The sequence below is a fragment of the Roseobacter sp. HKCC-CH-9351 genome, from assembly GCF_037830295.1.
Classification (GTDB): Bacteria; Pseudomonadota; Alphaproteobacteria; order Rhodobacterales; family Rhodobacteraceae; genus M30B80.
Genome location: NZ_JBBLYM010000001.1, coordinates 96826 through 119446, shown reverse-complemented (window position 1 = coordinate 119446; position 22621 = coordinate 96826). Strand labels below are relative to the sequence as shown.

General features: G+C 49.7%; 20 protein-coding genes. 12 read left to right on the top strand and 8 right to left on the bottom strand.

What is annotated here, in order from left to right:
• The first annotated feature begins 8 nt into the window (after positions 1–8).
• From AAC632_RS00625 to tpiA, 5 genes are read left to right on the top strand one after another with little or no spacing between them, the layout of a single operon-like run.
• On the top strand, positions 9–1289 hold the full coding sequence (locus tag AAC632_RS00625) for an alpha/beta fold hydrolase (protein ID WP_340298608.1): 1281 nt from the start codon (positions 9–11) through the stop codon (positions 1287–1289).
• A gap of 36 nt (positions 1290–1325) precedes the next feature.
• Complete coding sequence (gene tkt, locus AAC632_RS00620; RefSeq protein ID WP_340298794.1) at positions 1326–3359, top strand: transketolase; 2034 nt, start codon at positions 1326–1328, stop codon at positions 3357–3359.
• Positions 3352–4023 (top strand): HAD-IA family hydrolase, encoded by a 672-nt coding sequence (locus tag AAC632_RS00615; RefSeq protein ID WP_340298610.1) that lies wholly within the window; start codon positions 3352–3354, stop codon positions 4021–4023. Before tkt ends, AAC632_RS00615 begins: the two co-directional genes overlap by 8 nt.
• Before the next feature lie 36 nt (positions 4024–4059).
• Positions 4060–4395, top strand: coding sequence for a carboxymuconolactone decarboxylase family protein (locus tag AAC632_RS00610; RefSeq protein ID WP_340298612.1), 336 nt, complete (start codon positions 4060–4062; stop codon positions 4393–4395).
• Between the two features lie 35 nt (positions 4396–4430).
• Positions 4431–5171 carry a triose-phosphate isomerase gene (gene tpiA, locus AAC632_RS00605; RefSeq protein WP_340298613.1) on the top strand — a complete coding sequence of 247 codons (741 nt, stop codon included), beginning with the start codon at positions 4431–4433 and terminating at the stop codon, positions 5169–5171.
• A 37-nt stretch (positions 5172–5208) separates the two neighbouring features.
• On the opposite strand, the gene AAC632_RS00600 is transcribed toward tpiA, so the two are convergent.
• Positions 5209–6222 (bottom strand): zinc-binding alcohol dehydrogenase family protein, encoded by a 1014-nt coding sequence (locus tag AAC632_RS00600; RefSeq protein ID WP_340298614.1) that lies wholly within the window; start codon positions 6220–6222, stop codon positions 5209–5211.
• Between the two features lie 41 nt (positions 6223–6263).
• Positions 6264–8063 (bottom strand): NAD(P)/FAD-dependent oxidoreductase, encoded by a 1800-nt coding sequence (locus AAC632_RS00595; RefSeq protein WP_340298616.1) that lies wholly within the window; start codon positions 8061–8063, stop codon positions 6264–6266.
• A gap of 375 nt (positions 8064–8438) precedes the next feature.
• Here AAC632_RS00595 and AAC632_RS00590 point away from each other — a divergent pair, with 375 nt between their 5' ends.
• From AAC632_RS00590 to AAC632_RS00570, 5 genes are all read left to right on the top strand, one after another.
• Complete coding sequence (locus AAC632_RS00590) at positions 8439–9857, top strand: FGGY family carbohydrate kinase (RefSeq protein WP_340299840.1); 1419 nt, start codon at positions 8439–8441, stop codon at positions 9855–9857.
• Positions 9854–10549, top strand: a complete 696-nt coding sequence (locus tag AAC632_RS00585; RefSeq protein ID WP_340298620.1) for a class II aldolase/adducin family protein — start codon at positions 9854–9856, stop codon at positions 10547–10549. The genes AAC632_RS00590 and AAC632_RS00585 overlap by 4 nt, the downstream gene beginning before the upstream one ends.
• Positions 10550–10632: 83 nt before the next feature.
• Positions 10633–11892, top strand: a complete 1260-nt coding sequence (mtnK, locus tag AAC632_RS00580; protein ID WP_340298622.1) for an S-methyl-5-thioribose kinase — start codon at positions 10633–10635, stop codon at positions 11890–11892.
• Positions 11889–12992 (top strand): S-methyl-5-thioribose-1-phosphate isomerase, encoded by a 1104-nt coding sequence (gene mtnA, locus AAC632_RS00575; protein WP_340298623.1) that lies wholly within the window; start codon positions 11889–11891, stop codon positions 12990–12992. The genes mtnK and mtnA overlap by 4 nt, the downstream gene beginning before the upstream one ends.
• 25 nt (positions 12993–13017) lie before the next feature.
• Complete coding sequence (locus AAC632_RS00570) at positions 13018–14094, top strand: aldo/keto reductase (RefSeq protein ID WP_340298625.1); 1077 nt, start codon at positions 13018–13020, stop codon at positions 14092–14094.
• Between the two features lie 10 nt (positions 14095–14104).
• Here the strand turns inward: AAC632_RS00570 and AAC632_RS00565 are convergent, their stop codons facing one another.
• The 6 genes from AAC632_RS00565 to AAC632_RS00540 form a co-directional block, all read right to left on the bottom strand.
• Positions 14105–14704 carry a dihydroxyacetone kinase subunit L gene (locus AAC632_RS00565; RefSeq protein ID WP_317656649.1) on the bottom strand — a complete coding sequence of 200 codons (600 nt, stop codon included), beginning with the start codon at positions 14702–14704 and terminating at the stop codon, positions 14105–14107.
• Entirely contained in the window at positions 14701–15702 is a 1002-nt protein-coding gene (locus tag AAC632_RS00560) for a dihydroxyacetone kinase subunit DhaK (RefSeq protein WP_340298627.1), read from the bottom strand. The genes AAC632_RS00565 and AAC632_RS00560 overlap by 4 nt, the downstream gene beginning before the upstream one ends.
• 32 nt (positions 15703–15734) lie before the next feature.
• A complete protein-coding gene (locus AAC632_RS00555; RefSeq protein ID WP_340298629.1) occupies positions 15735–16652 on the bottom strand; it encodes an ABC transporter permease in 918 nt (305 codons plus the stop codon).
• A 92-nt stretch (positions 16653–16744) separates the two neighbouring features.
• Positions 16745–17743: an ABC transporter permease gene (locus AAC632_RS00550; RefSeq protein ID WP_340298630.1), complete on the bottom strand. Its 999-nt coding sequence runs from the start codon at positions 17741–17743 to the stop codon at positions 16745–16747.
• A complete protein-coding gene (locus AAC632_RS00545; RefSeq protein ID WP_340298631.1) occupies positions 17743–19239 on the bottom strand; it encodes a sugar ABC transporter ATP-binding protein in 1497 nt (498 codons plus the stop codon). Before AAC632_RS00545 ends, AAC632_RS00550 begins: the two co-directional genes overlap by 1 nt.
• A gap of 74 nt (positions 19240–19313) precedes the next feature.
• Positions 19314–20303, bottom strand: a complete 990-nt coding sequence (locus AAC632_RS00540; RefSeq protein WP_340298633.1) for an autoinducer 2 ABC transporter substrate-binding protein — start codon at positions 20301–20303, stop codon at positions 19314–19316.
• Positions 20304–20519: 216 nt separating this feature from the next.
• Here AAC632_RS00540 and AAC632_RS00535 point away from each other — a divergent pair, with 216 nt between their 5' ends.
• Together AAC632_RS00535 and AAC632_RS00530 are read left to right on the top strand one after the other, a co-directional pair.
• Positions 20520–21479, top strand: a complete 960-nt coding sequence (locus AAC632_RS00535) for a sugar-binding transcriptional regulator (RefSeq protein WP_340298635.1) — start codon at positions 20520–20522, stop codon at positions 21477–21479.
• A gap of 119 nt (positions 21480–21598) precedes the next feature.
• Positions 21599–22621 carry a thiamine pyrophosphate-dependent dehydrogenase E1 component subunit alpha gene (locus tag AAC632_RS00530; protein ID WP_340298636.1) on the top strand — a complete coding sequence of 341 codons (1023 nt, stop codon included), beginning with the start codon at positions 21599–21601 and terminating at the stop codon, positions 22619–22621.

Genomic DNA, 22621 nt, shown 5'->3' with positions numbered 1-22621 from the left:
ATTTAGATATGGCTGAAGCGATTTTGGTCCCCCAGGTGGGGCAGGACTTGACAGAGGCAACTGTCGTGGAATTGCACGTCAAGGTTGGTGACAAGGTTTCCAAAGGTGATTTGGTTGCTGTGGTAGAATCCGAGAAGGCAAGCTTTGAAGTCGAAGCCTTTGCCGAGGGATTTGTCATAAACCTGCCATATAGCGTTGGGGATGTGGCCACCGTACTCGAGCCGCTCATGCATCTTGGGGCGGAAGGTGAAACCGTTGCGCCGGCAGCTTCAGCAAGCGCGAGCGAGCCCGCAACGTCTTCTGTGGTTGATGTGCGATCAAGTGTATCCGAGTTGAATGCCAACTCTAAGAAGAGCTCCATAGCCGTCGACGGCCCTCTGAGAGCGTCACCCGCAGCCAGAAAGCGCATATTTGAGGCGGGGCAGATGCTTAATCAGTTTCGGGGGTCTGGCCCGTTAGGTGCGGTTGTCTTGCGGGACGTTGAGGCCCAACTCGCAACTGTCGCGGCGCAAGCCCCAGGGGCGCAGTCTGTACCTGGCTTGAAAAATCTTCAGTCTGGTCACGGTGATCCGATTATATTCATTCATGGCTTCGGATCCGATCTATCATCTTGGCGTCCAACGGTTGGCCAATTGGGCCTAGAAAATCCCATCTACGCACTGGATTTACCGGGACATGGATCTTGTTGGGATCTAAAAGCCAAGAGCTTTGACGAGTTGGTGGATTACGTGGCGCAAACAATTTCACCGCTGGGTGGTAGTTTGCACTTGGTCGGCCACTCGCTGGGTGCGGCAGTCGCCGTGGCACTGTCTGAGCGTGGAAATATCGACATTCGCTCCATGAGCCTTCTGTCTCCGGCGGGTATGGGTGCAGGCATAAACGCCCAATTTATCGATGGATTTTTGGGCGCCAAATCAGAGGCCGCACTCAAAACGTGGATGCAAAGCCTTGTGCGCGATCCAGACGATATGGCGCCCGTCTTGGTGCGCGCCACCCTGAAGGCGCGTAGTGAAGCGGACTTGGTAGGTAGCCAACAGGAACTTGCGCGAGGCCTATTCGAGAATGGTACTCAGCTTTTCTCAATCGTGAATGGCTTGCGGCGCTTTAACGGCGCGGCATCTGTCGTGATTGGGACTGATGACGCAATCGTCCAGTCCAGTGATGTCATCGCCAAGACGCCGCCCCACGCGGCCTTGTATAAGCTTTCGGGCATAGGGCATCTCCCACAAATTGAGTGCCCGTCTTTGGTCAACACTATCGTAGCTAGAACAGTGAAGTCAGCCAGTTAAGTATCTGAACTGCTATGGCGTGAGCCCTGTCCAAGTATCCAAAAGGGGAATGAAATGCGTGACCTCCGTGAGGTTAGCCATAGTGACATGGCTAACGCAGTTAGGTTTTTGTCTGCAGATGCCGTTGAGCGTGCCGGCTCCGGTCATCCGGGTATGCCGATGGGGATGGCAGACGTGGCCACCGTACTGTTCTCAAAAGTCCTGAAATTTGATGCAAAATGTCCGCAGTGGCCAGATCGAGACCGCTTCGTACTGTCAGCTGGCCACGGCTCGATGTTGTTGTATTCGCTCCTACACCTTTGTGACTTTCCATGTTGGGACTTGAGCGCAATTAAATCGTTTCGCCAATTAGGCTCCATCGCAGCTGGCCACCCCGAATATGGCCACGGTCCAGGTATCGAGACCACGACGGGACCGCTTGGCCAGGGTATTGCGACAGCAGTTGGCATGGCGCTGGCAGAGGAAATGGATCGAGCCCGGTTTGGAAACGATTTGGTGAGCCACTATACCTACGTGATTGCTGGCGATGGCTGCTTAATGGAAGGCATTTCTCAGGAAGCGATAACACTGGCAGGTCACTTGGGTCTGAGCCGCCTCGTTGTTTTATATGACGACAACCAAATTACGATTGATGGATCCACTTCACTAGCGACGTCAGAGGACCAGCAGAAAAGATTTGAGGCCGCCGGGTGGGATACGTTTGAGGTTGATGGGCACAATCCAGAGGCAGTCGAAGAGAGTATACTTCTAGCGAAAGCCTCTACCCGGCCGGCAATGGTCGTTTGTAAGACCCGCATTGGATTTGGAGCCCCTTCAAAGTCGGGGAGCGCAAAAAGCCATGGCTCCCCATTAGGGAACGATGAAATATCAGGAGCCCGCTTAGCGTGTAACTGGCCCCACTCACCATTTGAAATTCCTGACGATATCCGGGAAGCCTGGCGCCTAATTGGTGCCAGGGGCGGAGCCGATCGGATGGATTGGGAATTGCGTTTGAATTCAGCGCCACCCAAACAGAAGGCACTATTCAATGACCATCAGGCGCGCCGTTTCCCAGTTGGATGGGATAACGCTCTTCTGAAGCACAAGTTTCAGGTGTCCCAAAAGGCGTCTGCCACTTCAACTCGGAAAGCCAGCGGAAACGCGTTAGAGGTCCTAACCAATTACATTCCCAATCTCATTGGCGGATCTGCCGACCTAACGGGCTCCGTCAATACACTCACCTCCAGCACCGCCGCGATAGCAGCCGATGACTTCACCGGGCGCTATATTCACTACGGCGTCAGAGAGCATGCGATGGCTGCGGTGATGAATGGCCTGTCTCTCCACGGAGGGTATTTCCCTTACGCAGGTACCTTTCTTGTTTTTGCTAATTATTTTCATCCAGCACTGCGCCTCGCATGCTTGATGAAGCTGCCGATGGTTCACGTGTTGACACACGACTCGATTGGCCTCGGTGAGGATGGCCCCACCCACCAGCCAGTTGAAACCCTCGCGATCCTGCGCGCGACGCCTAACCTTGTAGTACTCCGGCCAGCTGACGCGGTTGAAACCGCCGAGGCCTGGGATATCGCGTTGAAGCGTACCGAGGGGCCGACTGCGCTGGTATTGTCACGGCAAGATCTCCCCATCCTAAGGCTTGAGGCTGATGGCCAAAATCATTCTTCAACCGGGGGCTACGTCCTCTCCGAGGCTGCCTGCGGAAAGAGATTGGTGTCCCTAATAGCCACTGGCTCTGAAGTGTCCATTGCCTGCGAGGCCCGCGAAATCCTAGAGGCTGAAGGCGTACCCACAGCCGTTATATCTTTGCCATCTTTCGAGCTATTCCGGGCTACCGAGGCGAAGTTCCAGAGCGATGTTCTCGGGGATGATGGCGTATTGAAAATTGGTATTGAAGCGGCGCTCGAATTTGGTTGGCGTGAGTTTCTCGGAAGCCATGGGGCATTTGTCGGTATGACGGGATACGGCGCATCTGCACCGGCTAATGATTTATATAAGCACTTTGGTATCACCGCACAGGATGTCTGTGAGCGTGTCAGAGGCCTTCTCAGTGGTAGATTATTAAATGAATGAAAAGGGCACGGTGATCTTTGATTTGGACGGCACGTTGGTGGACAGCGCCCCTGACTTGGCGAATTCACTTAATGTAGTCCTCGAGGAATACGGACGGAGCAGGATCAGCGAGAGTGAAGTGCGCAACATGATTGGTCACGGCGTCGGCGAGTTGGTGCGCGCTGCCCTGTCAGGTGATAATAATTCCCCCCAAGAGCCACTCATCGAAACAGCAATTGTTCGGTTCAGGTGCCTGTATTCTCGAAACTTGTCAAAACACAGCACGGTGTATCCCGACACCGCCTCCACGCTGGCAATCTTGAAGCAGGAGGGTTGGCGCCTAGTTGTGTGTACCAACAAAATTGAGGGAAGTGCTCGAAAGGTTTTGAGAGAGTTTCAGCTACTTGATTTCTTTGACGACGTTGTTGGCCCGGACACCTACGGCGTGTCAAAGCCCAATCCCGAACATCTTCAAAAATGTGTCTCCGACAAGTGGGCAAGTTTGCCCACGATTATGGTTGGAGACTCTGAAGTGGACTGCGCCGCGGCAAAGGCTGCTGGATTTCCAATGGTTCTAGTGGACTGGGGCTATAACAAGGGGCGTTTGTCAGAATTGGAGCCCAATTTCGTGCTCAGTGACATTCGGGAAATACACCAGATTTTAGATAAGATTAGCAGCAATTAATCCAAATGAACTCCAATCTTGAAGGGGAATAAGCCGATGACTGCAAATTACAAATCAGAACTCAGCGCCGCAAAGGAACGTTTGGGGGCTCTAGGTAAGGCTGCGCCAGACATGATGCAGGGATTTGGTCGTCTCGCTAAGGCGGCGACCGCTGATGGGACTTTCTCTGTCGCGCAGAAAGAACTGATCGCAACGGCAATTGCTGTCGTGAAGGGGTGTCACGACTGTATTTTGTACCATGTGGACGCGGCAAAGCGTAATGGCGCCACCGAGGATCAGCTTGCGGAAGTCCTCGCCGTGGCCGTGGAAATGGGAGGTGGCCCGGCCTTAATGTATTCAGGCGAGGCTCTGGAAGCTTACCGGGCAATGTGAAACCCCCAAACATAATTCATTTCGAGTTGGTTCAAATGCGCTCAACTTTAATAATTGGTAATTGGAAGATGAACGGCAAAAGCCGTAATCTTGCCGAGGTGGACAAGTTATTGGATGGCTTAAACGGTCAGTCCTGCGATCTGGTGTTATGTCCACCAGCTACATTGATTGCTCAAATGGCTGCAGCCGTTAAGGGTTCACCAATCCAGGTTGGGGGGCAGGACTGCCATTGGAATTCAATGGGACCCCACACTGGCGACATATCGCCGGAAATGATTACCGATGCAGGGGGAGAGTATGTTATTTTGGGCCACTCTGAGCGTAGATCTGACCACGGCGAGTCTGACTCCATAGTCAATGCCAAATGTGTTGCTGCTTTGGCAGCAGGGCTCACTTGCATCGTCTGCGTCGGGGAGACAAAAGCAGATAGAAGTGCTGAGAACACTCTTAGTGTCATAGAAAATCAGCTCCACGCCTCAATTCCGGAAAATGTCCAGTTGTCGAAGCTTGTCGTCGCCTATGAGCCGGTTTGGGCCATTGGTACTGGCTTAACACCGACCATTTCAGAAATTAGTGATGTGCACACGTTCATGAGACGTAATCTAATAGAACGCTTTGGGGATGAAGCTTGCTCTGTTCCCTTGGCTTATGGTGGATCAGTCAACGCGGATAATGCGTCTGAAATCCTGGCCCAGTCCAATGTATCTGGCGTCTTGGTGGGTGGAGCTTCACTGCGCGCGGAAGACTTTTTGAAGATTGTCTCATGTGCCGCTTAATGATCTGGCAGTACCTAACAAATACCAGAAATATCGATCAAAACTTGGCCAACACAATCTTTCCCCTCGTTGAGCCGCTCTCAATTAACCGGTGAGCCTCCAAAAGGTTCACTGCATTTATGCGCCCTAGGTTGTTTGTGATCGTTGATTTAATGGTTCCCGCGTCGATTAGGGAAGCAACTTCATTGAGAATTTCGCCCTGACGTTGCATGTCAGCAGTCTCAAACATTGGACGTGTGAACATAAACTCCCAGTGGATAGAAATAGCCTTGGACTTGAAGGGAACTGCGTCAAAAACGTCTGGTCCATCGATCAAGCCGTATCGGCCTTGGGGTGTCATCATTGATACCACCTCCTCAGCATACATTTGTGAGTGAGTAGTCGAATAGACGAAGTCAACATTGCTGAAGCCTAGTTCGAGCATTTGCGGAGCCAGCTCTTTAGAGTGATCAATTACGTAATCCGCTCCAAGTTCCTTGGCCCAGGCCTTCGTTTCAGGGCGCGAGGCAGTGGCAATTACTGTCACATCAGAAAGGCAGCGAGCTAATTGGATGGCTATTGAACCCACGCCGCCAGCGCCCCCAATGACTAATAATGTGCCGCTGCCACCTGGGACTGGCTTGTTGATATCCAATCTCTCGAACAGCATTTCATAGGCGGTTAGTGTTGTTAAGGGCATCGCGGCTGCAGCTGCCGCCGTAATAGAAGTTGGCATCCGACCGACAATTCGCTCATCTACCAAATGAAATTCGCAGTTTGTACCGGGTCGGTTCAGGGTGCCGGCGTAGTATACGCGATCCCCAATGTTAAAGTTCCTGACCTGCGTCCCGACGCCGATAACGGTGCCCGCAGCGTCCCAGCCAAGTATTTGAGGCTCACCAACTGCGGAGTTGCCTCGCTTGCGTATTTTGGTGTCCACTGGATTGACGGAGATGGCCTCTACTTCGACCAGTAGATCATGGCCATATGCAATTGGTTTTTCTAACTCAAAATCCAACAAGGCATCGGGCCGGTCGACTGCTCCCGGTTCAATAAAGCCAACTGCTTTCATTTACTAACCCGATGCCCTGAAGATTTTAAGGTAGTTCTGCCTCAGGCGGTATGGTGCACGTCCTGCAGGCCATAGACTGGAGTTGCGAGGCCCTCCATTCGTGCCTTGATCTGAAGGCTTAGGTACAGAGAGTAGTGGCGCGATTGGTGCAGGTTTCCTCCGTGCATCCACAGGCTGCCAACTTGTGTCGGCTTCCACATATTTCTCTCTTCACCTTCCCAGGGCCCTGGATCTTTGGTGGTTTCAGAGCCCAAGCCCCACACCTTGCCGAGCTTGTCTGCAACGTCTTGCCCCATTAGGTCGGCGACCCAACCATTCATGGAGTTGTAGCCTGTAGCGTAAACAATTACGTCGGCTTCAAGTTCCGATCCATCTTCAAGCTTTACGCCGCTCGAGGTGACTTCAGACACTTGGCCTCTCTTCAGCTTTATCTCGCCGTCGATGATTAGCTGGCTCGCGCCAATGTCTATGTAGTAGCCAGACCCCCTGCGGAGGTACTTCATAAAGAGCCCGGAGCTGTCATCACCCCAATCCAACCAGAACCCAGCTTTCTCGAGGCCCTTGTAAAAGTCAGCGTCGCGTTTTTTCATTTCTTCGTATAGCGGTATCTGGAACTCGTGCAGAATAGCGTACGGGATTGATGCAAAAATCATGTCCGCTTTCTCGGTGGTGACACCGTTTGCCACGGCCTCCTCAGAGTATAAACTGCTTAGCCCCACATCCATTAGCGTGTCTGAGCGCACTATGTGCGTCGACGATCTTTGCACCATTGTAACGTCCACTCCAGCCTCCCAAAGGGCCGCGCAAATATCGTGAGCAGAGTTGTTGGATCCCACTACGACTGCCTTCTTGCCTTTGTAGGCATCCGGGCCGGGGTGTTGGGATGAGTGATGCTGGTCGCCGTTGAAGGTATCCATTCCCGGAAAGGAGGGCATTCGCGCCTTGCCCGACATTCCAGTGGCCATTACCATTTGCTTCGGCTTGAGGACAACTTCCTCACCATCGCGATCCACCACAATGTGCCATTCCCCGAGTTTCTCATCATACTTGGCGGATTTTGCTGTGGCCTTCGTCCAGTAGTTCAGCTCCATGACCTTGGTGTACATTTCGAGCCAGTCCCCAATTTTATCTTTTGGAGAGAATACGGGCCAGTTGTCGGGAAACTTGATGTAGGGGAGGTGGTCATACCAGACCGGATCGTGCAGGCAGAGAGACTTGTACCGCTTTCTCCAGCTGTCCCCCGCGCGCTCGTTTTTCTCTAAGATAATAGTCGGGACACCTAGCTGCCTCAGTCGCGCTCCTAGCGCGATCCCGCCCTGTCCGCCGCCAACGATGACGCAATACGGCTGAGTTTTATAGCCAAGATCCTCGATTTCTTTGCTGCGTTCTTCCAGCCATGTCGCACGGTCTTTTCCTGCGCCGTGCTTGGCGCCCATACGCCGATTGTCACCGCTTGGCTCTTCATGCCCCTTCAATTCAGTCATGGCGGTCAGGAGCGTCCAAATTTTGCCGGCTTTGATCCTGATTAGTCCATTACCTCTTGCGGCTTCAGTTTCAAATGTGATCCACGCGGTGGTCACATCTCCCTCCACCGTTGGCACTTCTCCCTCAGCTACTTTCCAATTTAAGGGCCTGGTTGCCTTGAGTTGGTGGTGGAGCATTTCTTCGATTTGCCCACGCCCCTCCATGGTTTTGATGTTCCAAGTAAATGTCACCAAATCTCGCCAATAGGTATCATCAGCGAACATGCTCGTGGCCTTGTCTATTTCATGACCTGCTAAATATGCGCCAAATTCATCAAGAAAATTTTGGACTTCTTGAGTGGTTGAAGTGTCAAGCATCGTATTTTCCCCCAGTCTGAGCTCACTCTAATATGAGTGGGGCGGTGTGTATTTGGGTTTGCTTCCCTCACTAACGTTATTGGCTTCATCCCATGCGCGAAGGAAATTTCTTTGAAACGCTTGCACGAGTATACGAGTCGGTCAAGAAATTTTGAAAAAAATTTTCACATAAATCGAAAAACTTTCTAAGTTTGTTTATTATTTTCACATACGGCAGCTCAAACACAGCCAAATCCCTTTATATTAATTTTTATATACATAATTTATAAAAATTTGAGATTTAGTTTCTCAAGTTCCTATATTGGTTGCATATTACTCGCAAAATATTGTCCCGTTGAAGAGCAGTGCATGTGTATTGCGGAGAATTACTTGGCCATGGGTACTAAACGCGTTGCCGTCCTCGACCACGGCAAATCAAACGTCAAATTATTCATATGTAGCAAGAGTGGTGACGTTATAGACAGCCGCTCGACTCGGAATGTGTCGATAGAAGCGAAAAATTGGCGGCATACAGATCTTATCGGGCTAAACGAATGGGTGTTCTCTACATTAGCTGAATTAAATCAAAACCACTCCATTGGAGATATCATCGTATCGGCCCATGGGTCGGGTGGAGTGTTGGTCGGGGATCGTAATGAGGTCGTTGGCGATGGAGCCTTAGTACCCATGATCGACTATGAACAAGAGCTTCCCGCAGACATCGCTACGGCCTACGAAAATATTGAGGCCAGCTACCTAGATCGTGGTTCGGCCTTAATGATGGGTGCCAGTCACGTAGCCCGTCAGCTTTTTTGGATTGAAACTGAGCTACCTGAAGCCACTAAGCATGCTCGGTGGTTTTTATGCCTTCCACAGTATTGGGCATGGCGTTTGAGTGGTGTGGCTGTCAGTGAATTTACGATTTTAGGTGCCCAGTCTCACTTGTGGAATGTGCCTCAGTCTAGTTGGACGGGGTTAGTGCAAGATCGCAACTGGCATAGAATATTACCACCCATCACCTCGTCTGATGCGGTACTTGGGAAGATACGACCGGAATTGGCCGAAAAATATTCACTGTCTCCTGATATTAAAGTGCACGCCGGGATCCATGATTCATCGGCCAATTTTTATAGTTATAAATCGTTGGGCGTTGATGACTTCACTATTGTGTCCACCGGCACTTGGACCGTGGCCCTCGCTGGGGGATTTGACCCGCTGCAGCTGAATGAGGCACTGGGAATGACGTGCAATTCAGATCCGTTTGGCAACCCAGTTTGTGGCGCACTGACGATGGCTGGACGTGAATATGAGACTATCGCAGGTGTCCAACCCGCCGGAGCAAGAGCCGACCTCAGTGTGATCCAGGAATTGGTATTGCAGGGGACCATGGTGCTACCGAGTTTGGGCGATGATAATGGCCAGTTTCCAGGTTCTGCGCGTTCTGGGCAGATAGTCGGTCCAAAACCAGATACACAAGAACAGCGTCTTGCCTTGGCAATCATTCACAGTGCTCTTCTTACAGTGGAGTGCGCAAACACCTTGGGACCTGATCGAACATGGATATTGGACGGGAGCTACTTGCAGGAGCCACTCTACGCGGCAATGGTAAACTCAATACGTTCCCTAATTGCGCCTAATGCGAAAACTTATATAAATGAGGCGGCTGATGGCCTCTCGAGGGGGGCGGTAGCATTATGTTACCCATCTACAGTTTTACCACCAACGCTTGGGTATCCATCTAAACTGGATAAGGTCCAAGGTTTGAAAAAATATGTTGAAGATTGGCAAAGGCTTGCGCGGGAGAGCGGTGAATGAAACCTGATGAGAAGAAACTGCGCGATCATATGATCGAGACCTGCCTAAAGATGAATGCACACGGCATAAATCAGGGCACATCTGGAAATCTTTCCGTACGCTATGGTGATGGATTTTTAATTACACCCTCTTCAACCCCATACGATCAAATCAGCCCTGAGGATATTGTGCAGATGGATTGGGACGGCACCTATCTTGGGCCCCGGCCGTCATCGGAGTGGCGCTTCCATCGCGATATACTAAAAACACGTGTAGACGTTGATGTTGTGTTGCACTGTCACTCCACCTTCGCCACTGCTGTGGCTTGTCACCATCGAGACATTCCGGCTTTTCACTATATCGTTGGGTTAATGGGCGGTAATACCCTTCGATGTGCCCCTTATGCGACTTTTGGCACCCAGGAGCTCTCCAATGCAGCGATAGACGCCCTGGAAGGCAGAATGGCGTGTCTGCTCGCGCAGCATGGTCAAATTAGCCTAGGGAAGAATGTTGACGGCGCCCTTGCAATGGCCATCGAGGTAGAGTCCCTAGCAAAAATTTACATTAACGCCTGTGCGTTAGGTGAACCGCCAGTGCTCTCCGATAATGAAATGGATCGGGTATTGGAGCAAATGAAACGCATGAGCTACGGTAGAGGGCCAGAACCGGATGACACTTTAGATGTTGCTCGCGCTAGAAACGAAAGAAATTGAATTGTTTGCGAGAGTTTTTCGTAGATTAAACGGTGATAGTTTCGCTATGCTTCAAATAAATTCCTCAACGATAATTGCAAAGTATGGCTGAAAATACAGAGTATAAAGCACTTACTCCTGAGACTTTGGCGAAGAGATTGTCAGGGATAAAAGTGCTTAATGAAAAGGTTGGAGAAAATTCTGACCTTTGGGAAGTAGCTGAAATAGGTGATGGCAACCTAAACCTAGTATTCATAATATCAGGTAAAAATGGCAAGGCGATCGTTAAACAGGCCCTTCCCTATGTGAGGTTGGTTGGGGAGAGTTGGCCCTTGCCACTTTACAGAGCTTTTTACGAATATAATGCGCTGGAACGGATGGCGCAGCGCCACCCAGGATCAACCCCTGAAATTTATTACTTTGATGACACTCAAGCTATCATAGTGATGGAGTATCTCGACGAGCACACTATCCTGCGTCAAAAATTAATCGCTGGCGAAAAGGTGCAAGGACTTGCAGAGTTTTTAGGACAGTTCTGTGCTAGGACTGCCTTTCGAGGTTCGGAGCTCTCTATGCAGAGCGCGAATAAAAAGTCAGACGTCGCTCTGTTTTCTGGAAATGTTGAGATACCCGCGATCACAGAGGCGCTGGTTTTCACGGATCCCTATTATGAGGCTGAACAAAATCATCACACGAAGCAACTCGACCGGTTAATCAGCGTCTTGAGGCGTGATGTCGGGTTGAAGATCAAAGTCCAAAAAGCTTTGCAGCGTTTTGTTTCTAACTCTGAGACGATGATACACGGTGATTTACACTCTGGTTCAATTATGTGCACCGATCAAACCAGTCGTGTGATCGATCCAGAATTTGTGCAATATGGTCCGATGGGCTTTGATGTCGGAATGCTGTGCGCAAACTTTTTCATGGCTTATTTCAGCCAACCAGCTCACAGGCAATCTGGACTTGAAGAGTACCAAGAGTGGATTCTAAATATTATTTTAGAAATATTTGATGTCTTTAATGCTGAATTTCGTGTGTTGTGGGCGAATGAGCGGCGCGGCCTTTTGTATCCACCGGTTCTATTTGAAGACCAAGATCACGATGCCATGGCCGCGTGTGAGATTGTCCTGAAAGATATTTGGAGTGACGCTTGGACATATTGCGGCATTGAGATGCATCGCAGGTGTCTGTCTCTTGCGCATAATGCAGACTTTGAGGAGATTTCGAACTCTGTTGAGCGAGCATCTCTGGAAGCCCGAAACATTGAAATGGGAGCTCATCTGATCCGTTCAGCTGGTGCGTTCGACAATGCTGCTGAAGTGTGTGAGGTCGCTCGAGCCCACAATCGGAGAGATTTTTTATGATAGTGGACGGAAAGCATTTCCGCTCCCTGTGGTGGAACGAAACCAGGGGTGTGGTAGAAATAATTGATCAAACTTGGTTGCCTTATGATTTCAGAACAATCCAAGTTGTAACACTACAAGATTTTGCTGACGCAATTCGCGAAATGAAAGTCAGAGGAGCGCCGCTAATTGGGGCTACGGCTGCGTACGGAGTGGCGCGCGCAATGGAAAGCGACCCGTCTGATGCCAATATAGAAAGAACTTGGAATTTTCTGGAAGCAACTCGACCTACTGCGATAAATCTTAAGTGGGCTCTAAATCGATGTAGGGATGCATTGTTGCCGCTGCCTGAAAGCGACAGGGCTGCCAGTGCTCTAAAGCTCGCTCATTTAATTGCGGATGAGGATGTCCAGATAAATAAAAAAGTCGGCCAACATGGTCTAGAAATAATTTTAAAAATAGCTCAGAGGAAAAACAACGGTGATCCAGTACGGATCTTAACCCATTGTAACGCCGGCTGGCTTGCAACCGTCGATTGGGGTACGGCGACAAGCCCGATATACCAGGCGCATGATATGGGACTTAACCTGCATGTCTGGGTCGATGAAACAAGGCCGCGAAATCAGGGCGCAATCACCGCATGGGAGTTAGGTAAACACGGCGTGCCACACACTTACATTGTCGACAATGCAGGTGGGCATTTAATGCAGCACGGTATGGTTGATTTGGTAATTACTGGCACCGACAGGACCACTAGGTGTGGTGATGTATGCAACAAAATTGGTACTTATTTAAAAGCACTAGCTGCGAAGGATAATGACGTTCCGTTTTACGTTGCTCTCCCGTCTTCTACAATTGATTGGACTGTGCGCAACGGTCTGATGGAAATTCCGATAGAAGAGCGTAGTGATGCTGAGATTTCTAATATTCAAGGCATTTCAGCCGCTGGAAAGGTGGGTGCTGTTACCGTAACGCCTGAGGGAACTCCTGTTGGGAATCCAGCCTTTGATGTGACGCCTAGTAGGCTTGTTACTGGTCTCATAACTGAGCGTGGTTTGTGTGATGCGTCAGAAACTGGCTTGTTGAGCCTATTTCCGGAGTTTTCTGATACTGTTGGGTAAATGTTGAAAAGAGTGAGAAGCTATCATGATCTACCGTAGTTTGGGCAAAACGGGCCTTAAAGTTTCTGCGATAACTATGGGAACTTTCACATTTGGTGGCAAAGGTGACTTTGGGCGCGCAGGCACTCAAAATACGAAAGATGCTCAGCGCTTAGTTGATACCTGTATCGACAATGGTGTTAACATGTTCGACACCGCCAACATGTATTCCACCGGTCTCTCGGAAGAGATTTTGGGAGAAGTTTTAGAGGGTCGCTATCACAATATACTTGTCACATCAAAGGTCCGAATGCCTATTGGTGAAGGCCCAAATGATGAAGGCTTATCGCGGTGGCATATAATCAGAGAGTGCGAGAGATCTCTCAAGCGTTTACGCACCGACCATATCGATCTGTATTACATGCATGAGTGGGATGGCACTACTCCAATTGAAGAAACTCTATCGGCCCTGGATTATTTAATACAGCAGGGGAAAGTTAGGTATGTGGGGTGTTCGAACTTTTCTGCTTGGCAAGTAATGAAGGCGCTAAACGCCGCACCAAGTTACGCTAGCCGCTTTGTGTCACAACAGATCCATTATACGATAGAAGCGCGGGAAGCCGAATATGAGTTATTGCCGCTTTCTGTCGATCAAGGTCTTGGTGTGCAAATATGGTCACCCCTTGCAGCAGGCCTATTGACTGGAAAGCATAGGAGAGGCGCATTGGCGCCAGGTTCACGACAAGCTTCTGGCTGGAGTGAGCCGCCTATTCGTGATATGGAACGTTTGTGGAATATCGTCGATGTGCTAGATGATATTGCTAAATCCCATAACGTAGAAGCCGCTCAAATTGCACTAGCTTGGCTCTTAACCCGACCGGCGGTCGCCTCATTAGTTGTTGGTGGGCGTAATTCTGAGCAGTTTACAAAAAACTTCAGAGCGCTTGAAATTATTCTCTCTGAAGACGAGCTGAAGCGCTTGAATGATGTGAGCCGCTTGCCACTCATTTATCCCTATTGGCATCAACATAACTTTGCACAGCCTCGGTTCTCACGCGCGGATAAGGCCCTGCATAATGACTACCCAGACCGGCATTATGGGGGAGAGGATCCACTCATATAGGCTTTGTACCTTAACGACGCGCTACAGCGTGGACGATTAAACTCATTGCCAACATTCCAGGATCATCCATACCGACACTCTTGTCTCCGAAGATCCTAGCCCTGCCTATGGTCGCAGGTTTGTCGCGAAAGTCATTTAATGCGGCGTCGACGGCTTGCGATGCCGCGAGTGACTTGTCGTCCGAATTCGCTACTGCTTTGCTCAGGTAATCTAGGCTATCCAGCACAGTTTTCCCGCCCAACTCCGCCTTGCCTCTCTCCTGCATTTTATCGCGAGATGTTGCAATCAATTCTGCCAAATTGTTTGGATTGAGAGTGGTTTGCCCCTTCAATAACTTCGCCGCAGCCATGAGGCCTGTAGCCAGTAGTGTTCCGTATGAAGAGCCAGATGTTTTTGTGAATGCCTGTGCGCACTGAAATAGCAGCATTCCAAGATCATCGGGTAAGCTTTCCCGCATTTCGTAGATCGCATGCATTCCTCGTGTCATTGTTACGCCAAGGTCTCCGTCACCAAGGGCGCCGTCGGCTGTATTTAAAAGATCGAAATTATTGTCCATTTCATCTTTAAGGCGCTCAATCGCAGCAATTAAATCTTCACGATCTAAACTCATTTAACACTCCAGAAAGCACAATCACATGGCGCTGTTAACAGTTCTTCAAGCTCGCGATCTAATTTCAATAGCGTGAACGAAACGCCTGCCATCTCCATTGATGTTGCGTAGCGGCCCACTAAAGGCATAACGATCGTTGCCCCACAGGATTCTAATCGCGCTTTCACAGTGCGGTAGAGAATGTATAGTTCCTCTGGCGGGGTGGCCCCGAGCGAATTCACTAGAACAGATACCCGGTCTCCCTTCTTCAGCGGCATATCTTCGAGGAGCCTGTCGATCATTTCATTTGCAATGTCGTCTGCAGATCTCAGCTCACCCCTCCATACGCCGGGTTCGCCATGTATGCCCATGCCCATTTCCATTTCGGTTTCGCCAATTTCAAAAGTAGGCTTTCCCGCTTGCGGAACTGTACAAGATGAGAGTGCAGCGCCGATAGAACGACATGCGTCAGCTGCCTTTTGGGCTACCGCGGTTACGGCCTCAAGGTCGTGACCGGCTTCCGCGGCAGCGCCTGCGATTTTGAATGCATACACCATGCCCGCAACGCCGCGCCGTTTTTCAGCCTCGCTGGGCGGCGCAGAGGCGACATCGTCGGCAAGCAGCACGGTTGTGCATTTAATGTCATCAAACTCGACTAGCTCGCCGGCCATATCAAAATTCATTACATCGCCGCCGTAGTTTCCGTAGAGCCTGAGGACCCCAGAACCACTGTCTGCCACTCGAATTGCGTCGGCCATTTGCTCTGCCGATGGCGACGAGAAGACGTCGCCGATCGCGCAAGCGTCCAATAAGCCAGTGCCCACATAACCGGTAAACACTGGTAAGTGTCCCGAACCGCCGCCCGTGACTATGCCAACTTTTCCATTACCAGCTTTTTTAGCCCGCGCCACAACCTTACCGGAATCTCCGTACAAGCTGTAATATTCAGGGTGAGCGGCAACGAGCCCAGCTAGCATTTGATCGACGTAGTCTTTAGGGTCGTTAAGAATTTTTTTCATTTCGCTCTCCTTAGCATATTTTCGTTTGATGGTTATCTTCCGCTGTTGGTCGAAAAACGGCTTGAATAGGTGTTGATAACCATGACCAAGATTAATAGCGCCCCCCATATAAACTCACGCGCAAAGTTCGAGACTTGCAGCATATTGAGGCCACTTGATAGAAATTGCATTGATAGTACGGCAAGGACGACGCCAATCACTCGTCCGTAGCCGCCATATGGGTTGATCCCGCCTAATACGGCTATCAACACAGCAAGCAATAGATACGAAGATCCGTAGTCAGCTTTCGCAGAATTGGCGCGGCTCATAACTATCAAGCCAGAGACAGATGAGAATACTCCAGCAAGCATGTAAACTTTTACTAACATTTTATCGATATTTACTGCCGCATAGAGTGCTGCAAGGGGGTTGGCTCCGTACATGGTGACCCGAAGCCCAAATGCCGTCCGTGTCAGAATGAGACCCAGTAGCGTGGCAAGCACGCCGAAGATAATAAGGGGGACTGGTATCCCAATAATTTGAGAATTACCTATCAATGCAACTGTATCAGGAAATCCCATCACAGCGCTGCCGCCCGTCATGGCAATTGCGAAGCCTGTAAAAACAAGGCCAGATCCAAGCGTGGCTAGAATTGCGGGTAGGCCAAAAAATGAAACCAGAATTCCGTTTATAAAACCGGAAATACAGCCGACTAGTACGGCAGCGAAAATAGCGAGGGCTAGCCAAGTAAGCGATTGGGACCCCGACATTGAGGGGTCTGCAAAATGTGTCAGAATTAAGGCAGCAGTTACGGCTGAAAAGTTTGCAACGCCAACCACAGACAGGTCTATACCTCCGGTCATCATTGTGATCGTCATTGCTAACGCAAGTATCGCAAACTCAGGGAATTGAAATGCCATCGATGTTAAGTTCTGACTGGAAAGAAACCTGTCAGGTGACAGCGCAGCCATGGATAAGAACACTAATATCGTTATGAGAAGCAGCCTAAATTCTGGTGAGCTTAATTGGGGGTTTTTGAACATATATCGAAGCATATCTCTATTTACCCCGCATTTTTAGCTGCTTTTTTTGCTCGATAAGCTGGCAGTCCTGTACCGATAAGTATCAACAAACCAATAGTCACAGATTGCCAGGTCGTTGGAATACCAATCACGATTAGGCTGTTCTGAACAATTACAATTAGAGCAACGCCGAGTAGCGTGCCGGTTATAGTCCCATATCCACCAATTAACCGCGCACCTCCCAAAACGACCGCTGCAATTACTGACAACTCGAGGCCAACCAATGAGAAAGGGTCTGCCATTCTTCCAACAGAGCCGTAAATTATGCCCGCTAGGCCAGCCAACGCCCCAACGTAGACATACACAAAAAACTGGGTCCATTTTACATTGATGCCGATGCGTCGAGCACTCTCAACGGATCCTCCAATTGCATAAATTGAACGACCTAACATTGTTTTTTGCAGGATGACCCAAGTCAAAACAATCACGAACAAAAGTGCCAATACAGACCAGGGTATAGAGTAAAAATTACCCGCTTCAGTGGTGCCTCGCGCAATAACGCCTCGGGAAAAGTCTCGCATGGACGGTGGGAGATCAGAAATACGCTGTGAACCGATGAACGTAAGAAGGAATCCGCGAAATACTGATAGGGTGCCCAGCGTAACGATAAGAGTGGGTAGCCCGATTAAGGCGATTAGCACCCCGTTAATTGCTCCTAGAAAAGCGCCAAATGCTATGGAAACGCAAAAAATCATGGGCCAGGATGCATCGGGATTAATGGACAAGAAGAGTACTGAGGACGAGTACATTGCGAATACCGCAATTGCCGTAAAACTAACGTCAATTCCGCCTGAAACGAGTACGACCATTGCTCCAACCGCCAAAATGCCGATGACGATAGAAGCTCTCAGTAGGTCTGAAACTGTTGTAATGGAGAAGAAGCGCGGGTCTGCGATTGTGGCGATGATGCAAAACAGGGCTATTACCACAGCAACCAGCGTTTCATTGCGTTTTAGCAGATCTTTAGAGATGAAATTCATTATGATGCGAGCCTCTGGGCAAGATCCCCTTCATTCACGTTATTTCTGTCAAAACTATCAATTATTGACCCGTCACGCATGACTAGTATGCGATGACAGGTCGAGAGGAGCTCAGGTAAGTCGTCCGAAATCACTAGGATGCCTATTCCGCTTGCGGACAAGGTTCGGATAATTTCGTGAATTTCCGCTTTCGATCCGACATCAACGCCTACGCTTGGACCATTAAGAATTAATATTCTTGGAGAGCGTGCGAGCCATCGCGCAAGAGCTACACGTTGTTGATTACCTCCAGAAAGTGATTGGACCGGTGCGTCAACATTTGGAGCTTTTACACTCAGCTTTTTCAGCCAAGACTGTGCCTCGTCTAAGAGGCTGACGATGTTGAGAATGTAGCCAGAAGTGTGACTGTCTAATCTGCCAATCGCTACATTTCGCATTATTGACTGCGTGAGGAACAGTCCCTCTGTTAGGCGATCTTCTGGTACGTAACCAATACCTGCAGCTGCAGATTTTTGGGGATCTCCAAGCTCGAGTTTTTCGCCATCCACTCTTATCGAGCCACTGTCAGGTTCCACCAATCCGAATATGGCCTTAGCAACAGATGTGCGCCCCGAACCAAGCAAGCCAGTGATCCCGAGTACTTCTCCTGCGCGTAAATTAAAATTGATATCCGCAAATGCCCCGTGCTTTGTCAGCGAGCTCACCTCCATTAGGGTTGCTGCGTCTTTTGACAAGCTGCCGGGGTCAGAGAGAGAAACATCTTTTCCAGTCATGTGATAGGTGAGTTTTGTCGTGTCGAAGTCAGATGCCGGACCTTCTGCTACTTTCTTACCATTCCTTAAAACAAAAACTTTTTCTGAGACTTCCAACACTTCGGAAAGTTTGTGGCTTACAAAAATTACTGCAACACCATTCAGCTTTAACATCTGTATGATATCTTGCAGTCGGCGCACTTCTTTTTGAGTGAGCGCGGTTGTCGGTTCATCCATTATTATAAGGCGCGCTTTCGATGCTAACGCTCTGCAGACAGCGACAAGTTGTTTTTGGGCTACTGATAAATTTTCCACTCGCGTTTCAAGGTCTATATCTACGCCAATTTGGTCTAAAGCTTTTTGAGCGATTAAGACTGTCTTACTACGATCAAAAACCTTGAGATCTGACGAAAGAAGACTGCCGAAGGCTATATTTTCGGCGACGCTCAGGTTAGGAAACAGAGAAAAATCCTGAAATATAACCATAACGCCCATGCTAGCGGCAAGGCGTGGCGTAATCTTCGGGTACTCGTTTCCATTAAAGAAAATTGAGCCGCCGGATGCAGGCTCAACGCCAGAAATAATTTTGATGAGTGTAGATTTGCCTGACCCGTTCTCACCCGCAAGACAAACCGCCTCGCCCGGCCTGACGCTGAAATCAACTGCCTCTAGTGCTGTTACACCAGAGTATTTTTTGGTGACAGAACGAAGTTCGACCAGCGGCGCAGGATTGTTTTCATGCATTACACAATCACATTTTTTTCGTAGATGTGGTTGCACGGAACGCGTTAATTCTCGTTCCGTGCTGATCCGTTTTATCAGAAAGGATAGTCTGCCATATTTGCAGCGTTCACATTAACCCAAGCCTGGCCATAAATAACTTTGCCGTCCAAGCTAATGTTTTCATATCCAGGGAGTCCTAGGTCCATGCCATCAGTGACTTCTTCGCCATTAATTACCATGACTGCGAGAGCGTTCATAGCCTCGCCAGCAACAGCGGGATCCCAGAACCCAATTCCATCAACAGCGCCAGTTTCTAGGTACTGCCCTGCGATTGATGGTAGAGATGTCCCAAATACACAGGTACCATCTTCCATTCCCCGCTCTTCCACGGCGCGGCCGATACCTGCGACATCAGTAGAAGCCGAACCTTGTAGACCTTTGATGTTCGGATACGCACGAAGTACTTCTTGGGCTGCGGTATATGCCTGCTCCGCGTCGTCGAACGTTTCGTTCTTATCGCCGACCAATGTCATGTTAGGGTAGTTGGCTTCCTGATATGCAATAGCCCCATCAACCCACTGGTTATGTGTTTGTGAGGTGAGCGAGCCCACGAAAACTGCATATTCTCCTTCGCCGCCCATGCACGTAGCCATTTGCTCCATTAGGTTGGCACCAAAGTCTTCGTTTACGAAAGCCTCGAGATCATAAGCGGTGTTTTGCTGTGATGCCGCTTCATGTGTAATTACTGCAATACCGGCAGCCATTGCGCGGCCCAAAACTGGTTCAAGCGCCTCAGGTGACATTGGAACAACTGCAAGCGCGTCCACACCTTGAGCAATCATATCTTCAATAAGAGCTACTTGTTGCTGCGGATCGGCCTGAGCTGGCCCAACTTGGAAAGCATTCACCCCATTATCTTCAGCAAATTTATTGACGCCCTCTTCCATTCGATTGAACCACTGAATGCCAGCGATCTTTACGACGGTTGCGATGCTAGTTGAGTGGCCGCCGGCAATGAGTTGTGTCCCAGAAAGGGCCGTAGCCGCCAATGCCGCGGTCATGAGTAGTTTCGTTTTAGTTGTCATTTAGTCCTCCCAAAAAACTATGCTAAGACGTCCATCGCGAAGCGTAGTATTTTTATCGGTTATCGTTTTGTTGACGCCCTTCTAGCTTCTCTTATCAGTTTCCAAACTGCAGTTTGCAACACATGTGCATTGACTGCACAAATGTGACTATATATGCCAATATGCATCGGTCAAGAAGTTTCATTGCAGATGAAAAGGGAGTATCGAGGTCCTTTGATGCAGCCGGGAGATCATAGTTTTGATCATGACGCAGCACAGGCGGCATGGCTGTATTATGTTGGCAATCTAAGCCAGCAAGAGGTCAGTGATCGACTAGGGATTTCTCGTTTCAAGGTGCTGCGAATGCTTGCAGACGCGCGGGAGCGAGGGTTTGTGAAGGTTAGCGTAGAGCACCGTACAAGTCGCACACTTGAGTTGTCAGAAAGCCTTCAGGATGCGTTTGGTCTGACAGAGGCTCAAGTAGCACCCAATAGAGGAGGCGCGAGTGATGAAAAGAACGCTCGTGACTCGGTCGGATTACTAGCTGCTCGTTATATTTCTCGAGTTGCAGGGCACAATAAAAAGAAGATTATAGGAGTGGGTTGGGGACGTACGCTCTCTTTCGCCGCGAACAATGTTAATGGCATCCATAACCCCAACCTCACATTTGTGTCGTTGATGGGATCAATAACATACGCGTCTGAAACGGCGCCCGGTGATGTCTGTGTCAGGCTTGCTTCCCAAACTGGTGGGCGCGCAGTTTTAATGCCTGCGCCCTTTATTGCGGATACGCCAGAAGATTGTCAGAGCATTATGAGCCAGAGGCTCGTGCGAGAGGCGGCTAATATTGCACACAAAGCCGATCACGCGTTTATGAGTGTGGGTGAGTGCAAACCCGGATCAATTTTATACGAGAGCGGCATTTTTACTGACCGCCAAAAAGCGCAACTACGGTGTGGAGATGTGGTTGGCGACTGCTGCGGGGTATTTTATCGCGCTGACGGAAGCATAGCAGATGTTCAGGTGAACGACTGCGCGCCGTGCTTGAAGCCAAGCACCATGAAAAATGCTGACACTGTTTTGTTAGCTGGTGGCGCAGGCAAGGCGGTCGCAACGCTGGCTGTGCTTCGTGCGAAATTTGTGAAGCGTCTTTTCGTGGATGAGGAGTTAGCGATCAAACTTCTGGAGATCAAATAGGTGGGTCAAAAATTGAACTGCGCAAACGAAAATGGCTTCTCTGCACTCTACACACACCTGCAAATTAAGGCCGTTGGTATTGTTAACCATAGCGAGAAGCTAAAGTGGGGGGGGTATAAGTGCAGGTAGACAGCACAAACTCTAACCTGTTCAATTATTATCATACCATGCGTCGGATCCGAACTTTTGAGGATCGGGTTGGTGAACTTTACCTCCGAGGCGAGAGTGCAGGCTCGATGCTACACCTGTCCATAGGAGAAGAGAGTGCGGCTGTTGGTGTCTGCTCAGCCATGCGAGACGGCGATACTTTTACCACGCACCATCGCGGCCACGGGGTGTTTTTGGCTCGTGGAGCTGACCCAAACCGCATGATGTCGGAAATCGCTGGTAAAGAGAGTGGTTACTGCCAAGGAAAAGGCGGCTCCATGCATATTGCTGACATGGCACTTGGACATCTTGGAGCTAATGCCATTGTTGGGGGTGGGATCCCAGCAGTGGTTGGCGCAGCGTTAGCTGAAAAGCGCCGCGGTGCTTCCAACGTATCGATTGCATTCTTCGGTGATGGTGCGATGCAGCAGGGTATCCTCTATGAGTCTATGAACATGGCTGCCCTTTGGGACCTCCCGGCGGTGTTTGTGTGCATTAATAACCAATGGGGCATGGGGACTCGCATTGACCAAGCGACAAAAACCACAGCATTGCATGAACGAGCCCTAGCCTTTGGATTGAATGCGGAGACCGTTGACGGTCTAGATGTTCTCGATGTTGTAGACGCTGCCACGCGTATCGTTGATCAAGCGCGAGCGGGAAAACCAGGCTTTTTGGCGGTCGAGTGTTTTCGGTTTTTTGGTCATGGCCGCAAGGACAAGAGCCCCTATCGCTCAGAAGATGAGGAGGCGGTGGGCCGTGCGAAAGATCCTGTCTTTTTCGCTCGTAATTCCTTGATATTAAATGGTAAATTAGAAAAAGAGTTGGACGACTTGGACAAAGCAGTATCTGATGAAATGGATGCCACAATTGATTTTGCAATCAATTCTCAAGAACCAACTCTTGATATGATGTTTCGGGATGTTTTTGCATCAGGCCAACCCGAACCTGAGCCCGTGCGACATCGTATTCAACGCATTTTAGCAAGGGGGTGA

Coding starts and splice junctions, on each gene's coding strand:
- AAC632_RS00625 (WP_340298608.1), top strand. CDS start 9: ATGGCTGAAGCGATTTTGGTCCCCCAGGTGGGGCAGGACTTGACAGAG.
- AAC632_RS00615 (WP_340298610.1), top strand. CDS start 3,352: ATGAATGAAAAGGGCACGGTGATCTTTGATTTGGACGGCACGTTGGTG.
- AAC632_RS00610 (WP_340298612.1), top strand. CDS start 4,060: ATGACTGCAAATTACAAATCAGAACTCAGCGCCGCAAAGGAACGTTTG.
- tpiA (WP_340298613.1), top strand. CDS start 4,431: ATGCGCTCAACTTTAATAATTGGTAATTGGAAGATGAACGGCAAAAGC.
- AAC632_RS00600 (WP_340298614.1), bottom strand. CDS start 6,222: ATGAAAGCAGTTGGCTTTATTGAACCGGGAGCAGTCGACCGGCCCGAT.
- AAC632_RS00595 (WP_340298616.1), bottom strand. CDS start 8,063: ATGCTTGACACTTCAACCACTCAAGAAGTCCAAAATTTTCTTGATGAA.
- AAC632_RS00590 (WP_340299840.1), top strand. CDS start 8,439: ATGGGTACTAAACGCGTTGCCGTCCTCGACCACGGCAAATCAAACGTC.
- AAC632_RS00585 (WP_340298620.1), top strand. CDS start 9,854: ATGAAACCTGATGAGAAGAAACTGCGCGATCATATGATCGAGACCTGC.
- mtnK (WP_340298622.1), top strand. CDS start 10,633: ATGGCTGAAAATACAGAGTATAAAGCACTTACTCCTGAGACTTTGGCG.
- mtnA (WP_340298623.1), top strand. CDS start 11,889: ATGATAGTGGACGGAAAGCATTTCCGCTCCCTGTGGTGGAACGAAACC.
- AAC632_RS00570 (WP_340298625.1), top strand. CDS start 13,018: ATGATCTACCGTAGTTTGGGCAAAACGGGCCTTAAAGTTTCTGCGATA.
- AAC632_RS00565 (WP_317656649.1), bottom strand. CDS start 14,704: ATGAGTTTAGATCGTGAAGATTTAATTGCTGCGATTGAGCGCCTTAAA.
- AAC632_RS00560 (WP_340298627.1), bottom strand. CDS start 15,702: ATGAAAAAAATTCTTAACGACCCTAAAGACTACGTCGATCAAATGCTA.
- AAC632_RS00555 (WP_340298629.1), bottom strand. CDS start 16,652: ATGGCTGCGCTGTCACCTGACAGGTTTCTTTCCAGTCAGAACTTAACA.
- AAC632_RS00550 (WP_340298630.1), bottom strand. CDS start 17,743: ATGAATTTCATCTCTAAAGATCTGCTAAAACGCAATGAAACGCTGGTT.
- AAC632_RS00545 (WP_340298631.1), bottom strand. CDS start 19,239: ATGCATGAAAACAATCCTGCGCCGCTGGTCGAACTTCGTTCTGTCACC.
- AAC632_RS00540 (WP_340298633.1), bottom strand. CDS start 20,303: ATGACAACTAAAACGAAACTACTCATGACCGCGGCATTGGCGGCTACG.
- AAC632_RS00535 (WP_340298635.1), top strand. CDS start 20,520: ATGCAGCCGGGAGATCATAGTTTTGATCATGACGCAGCACAGGCGGCA.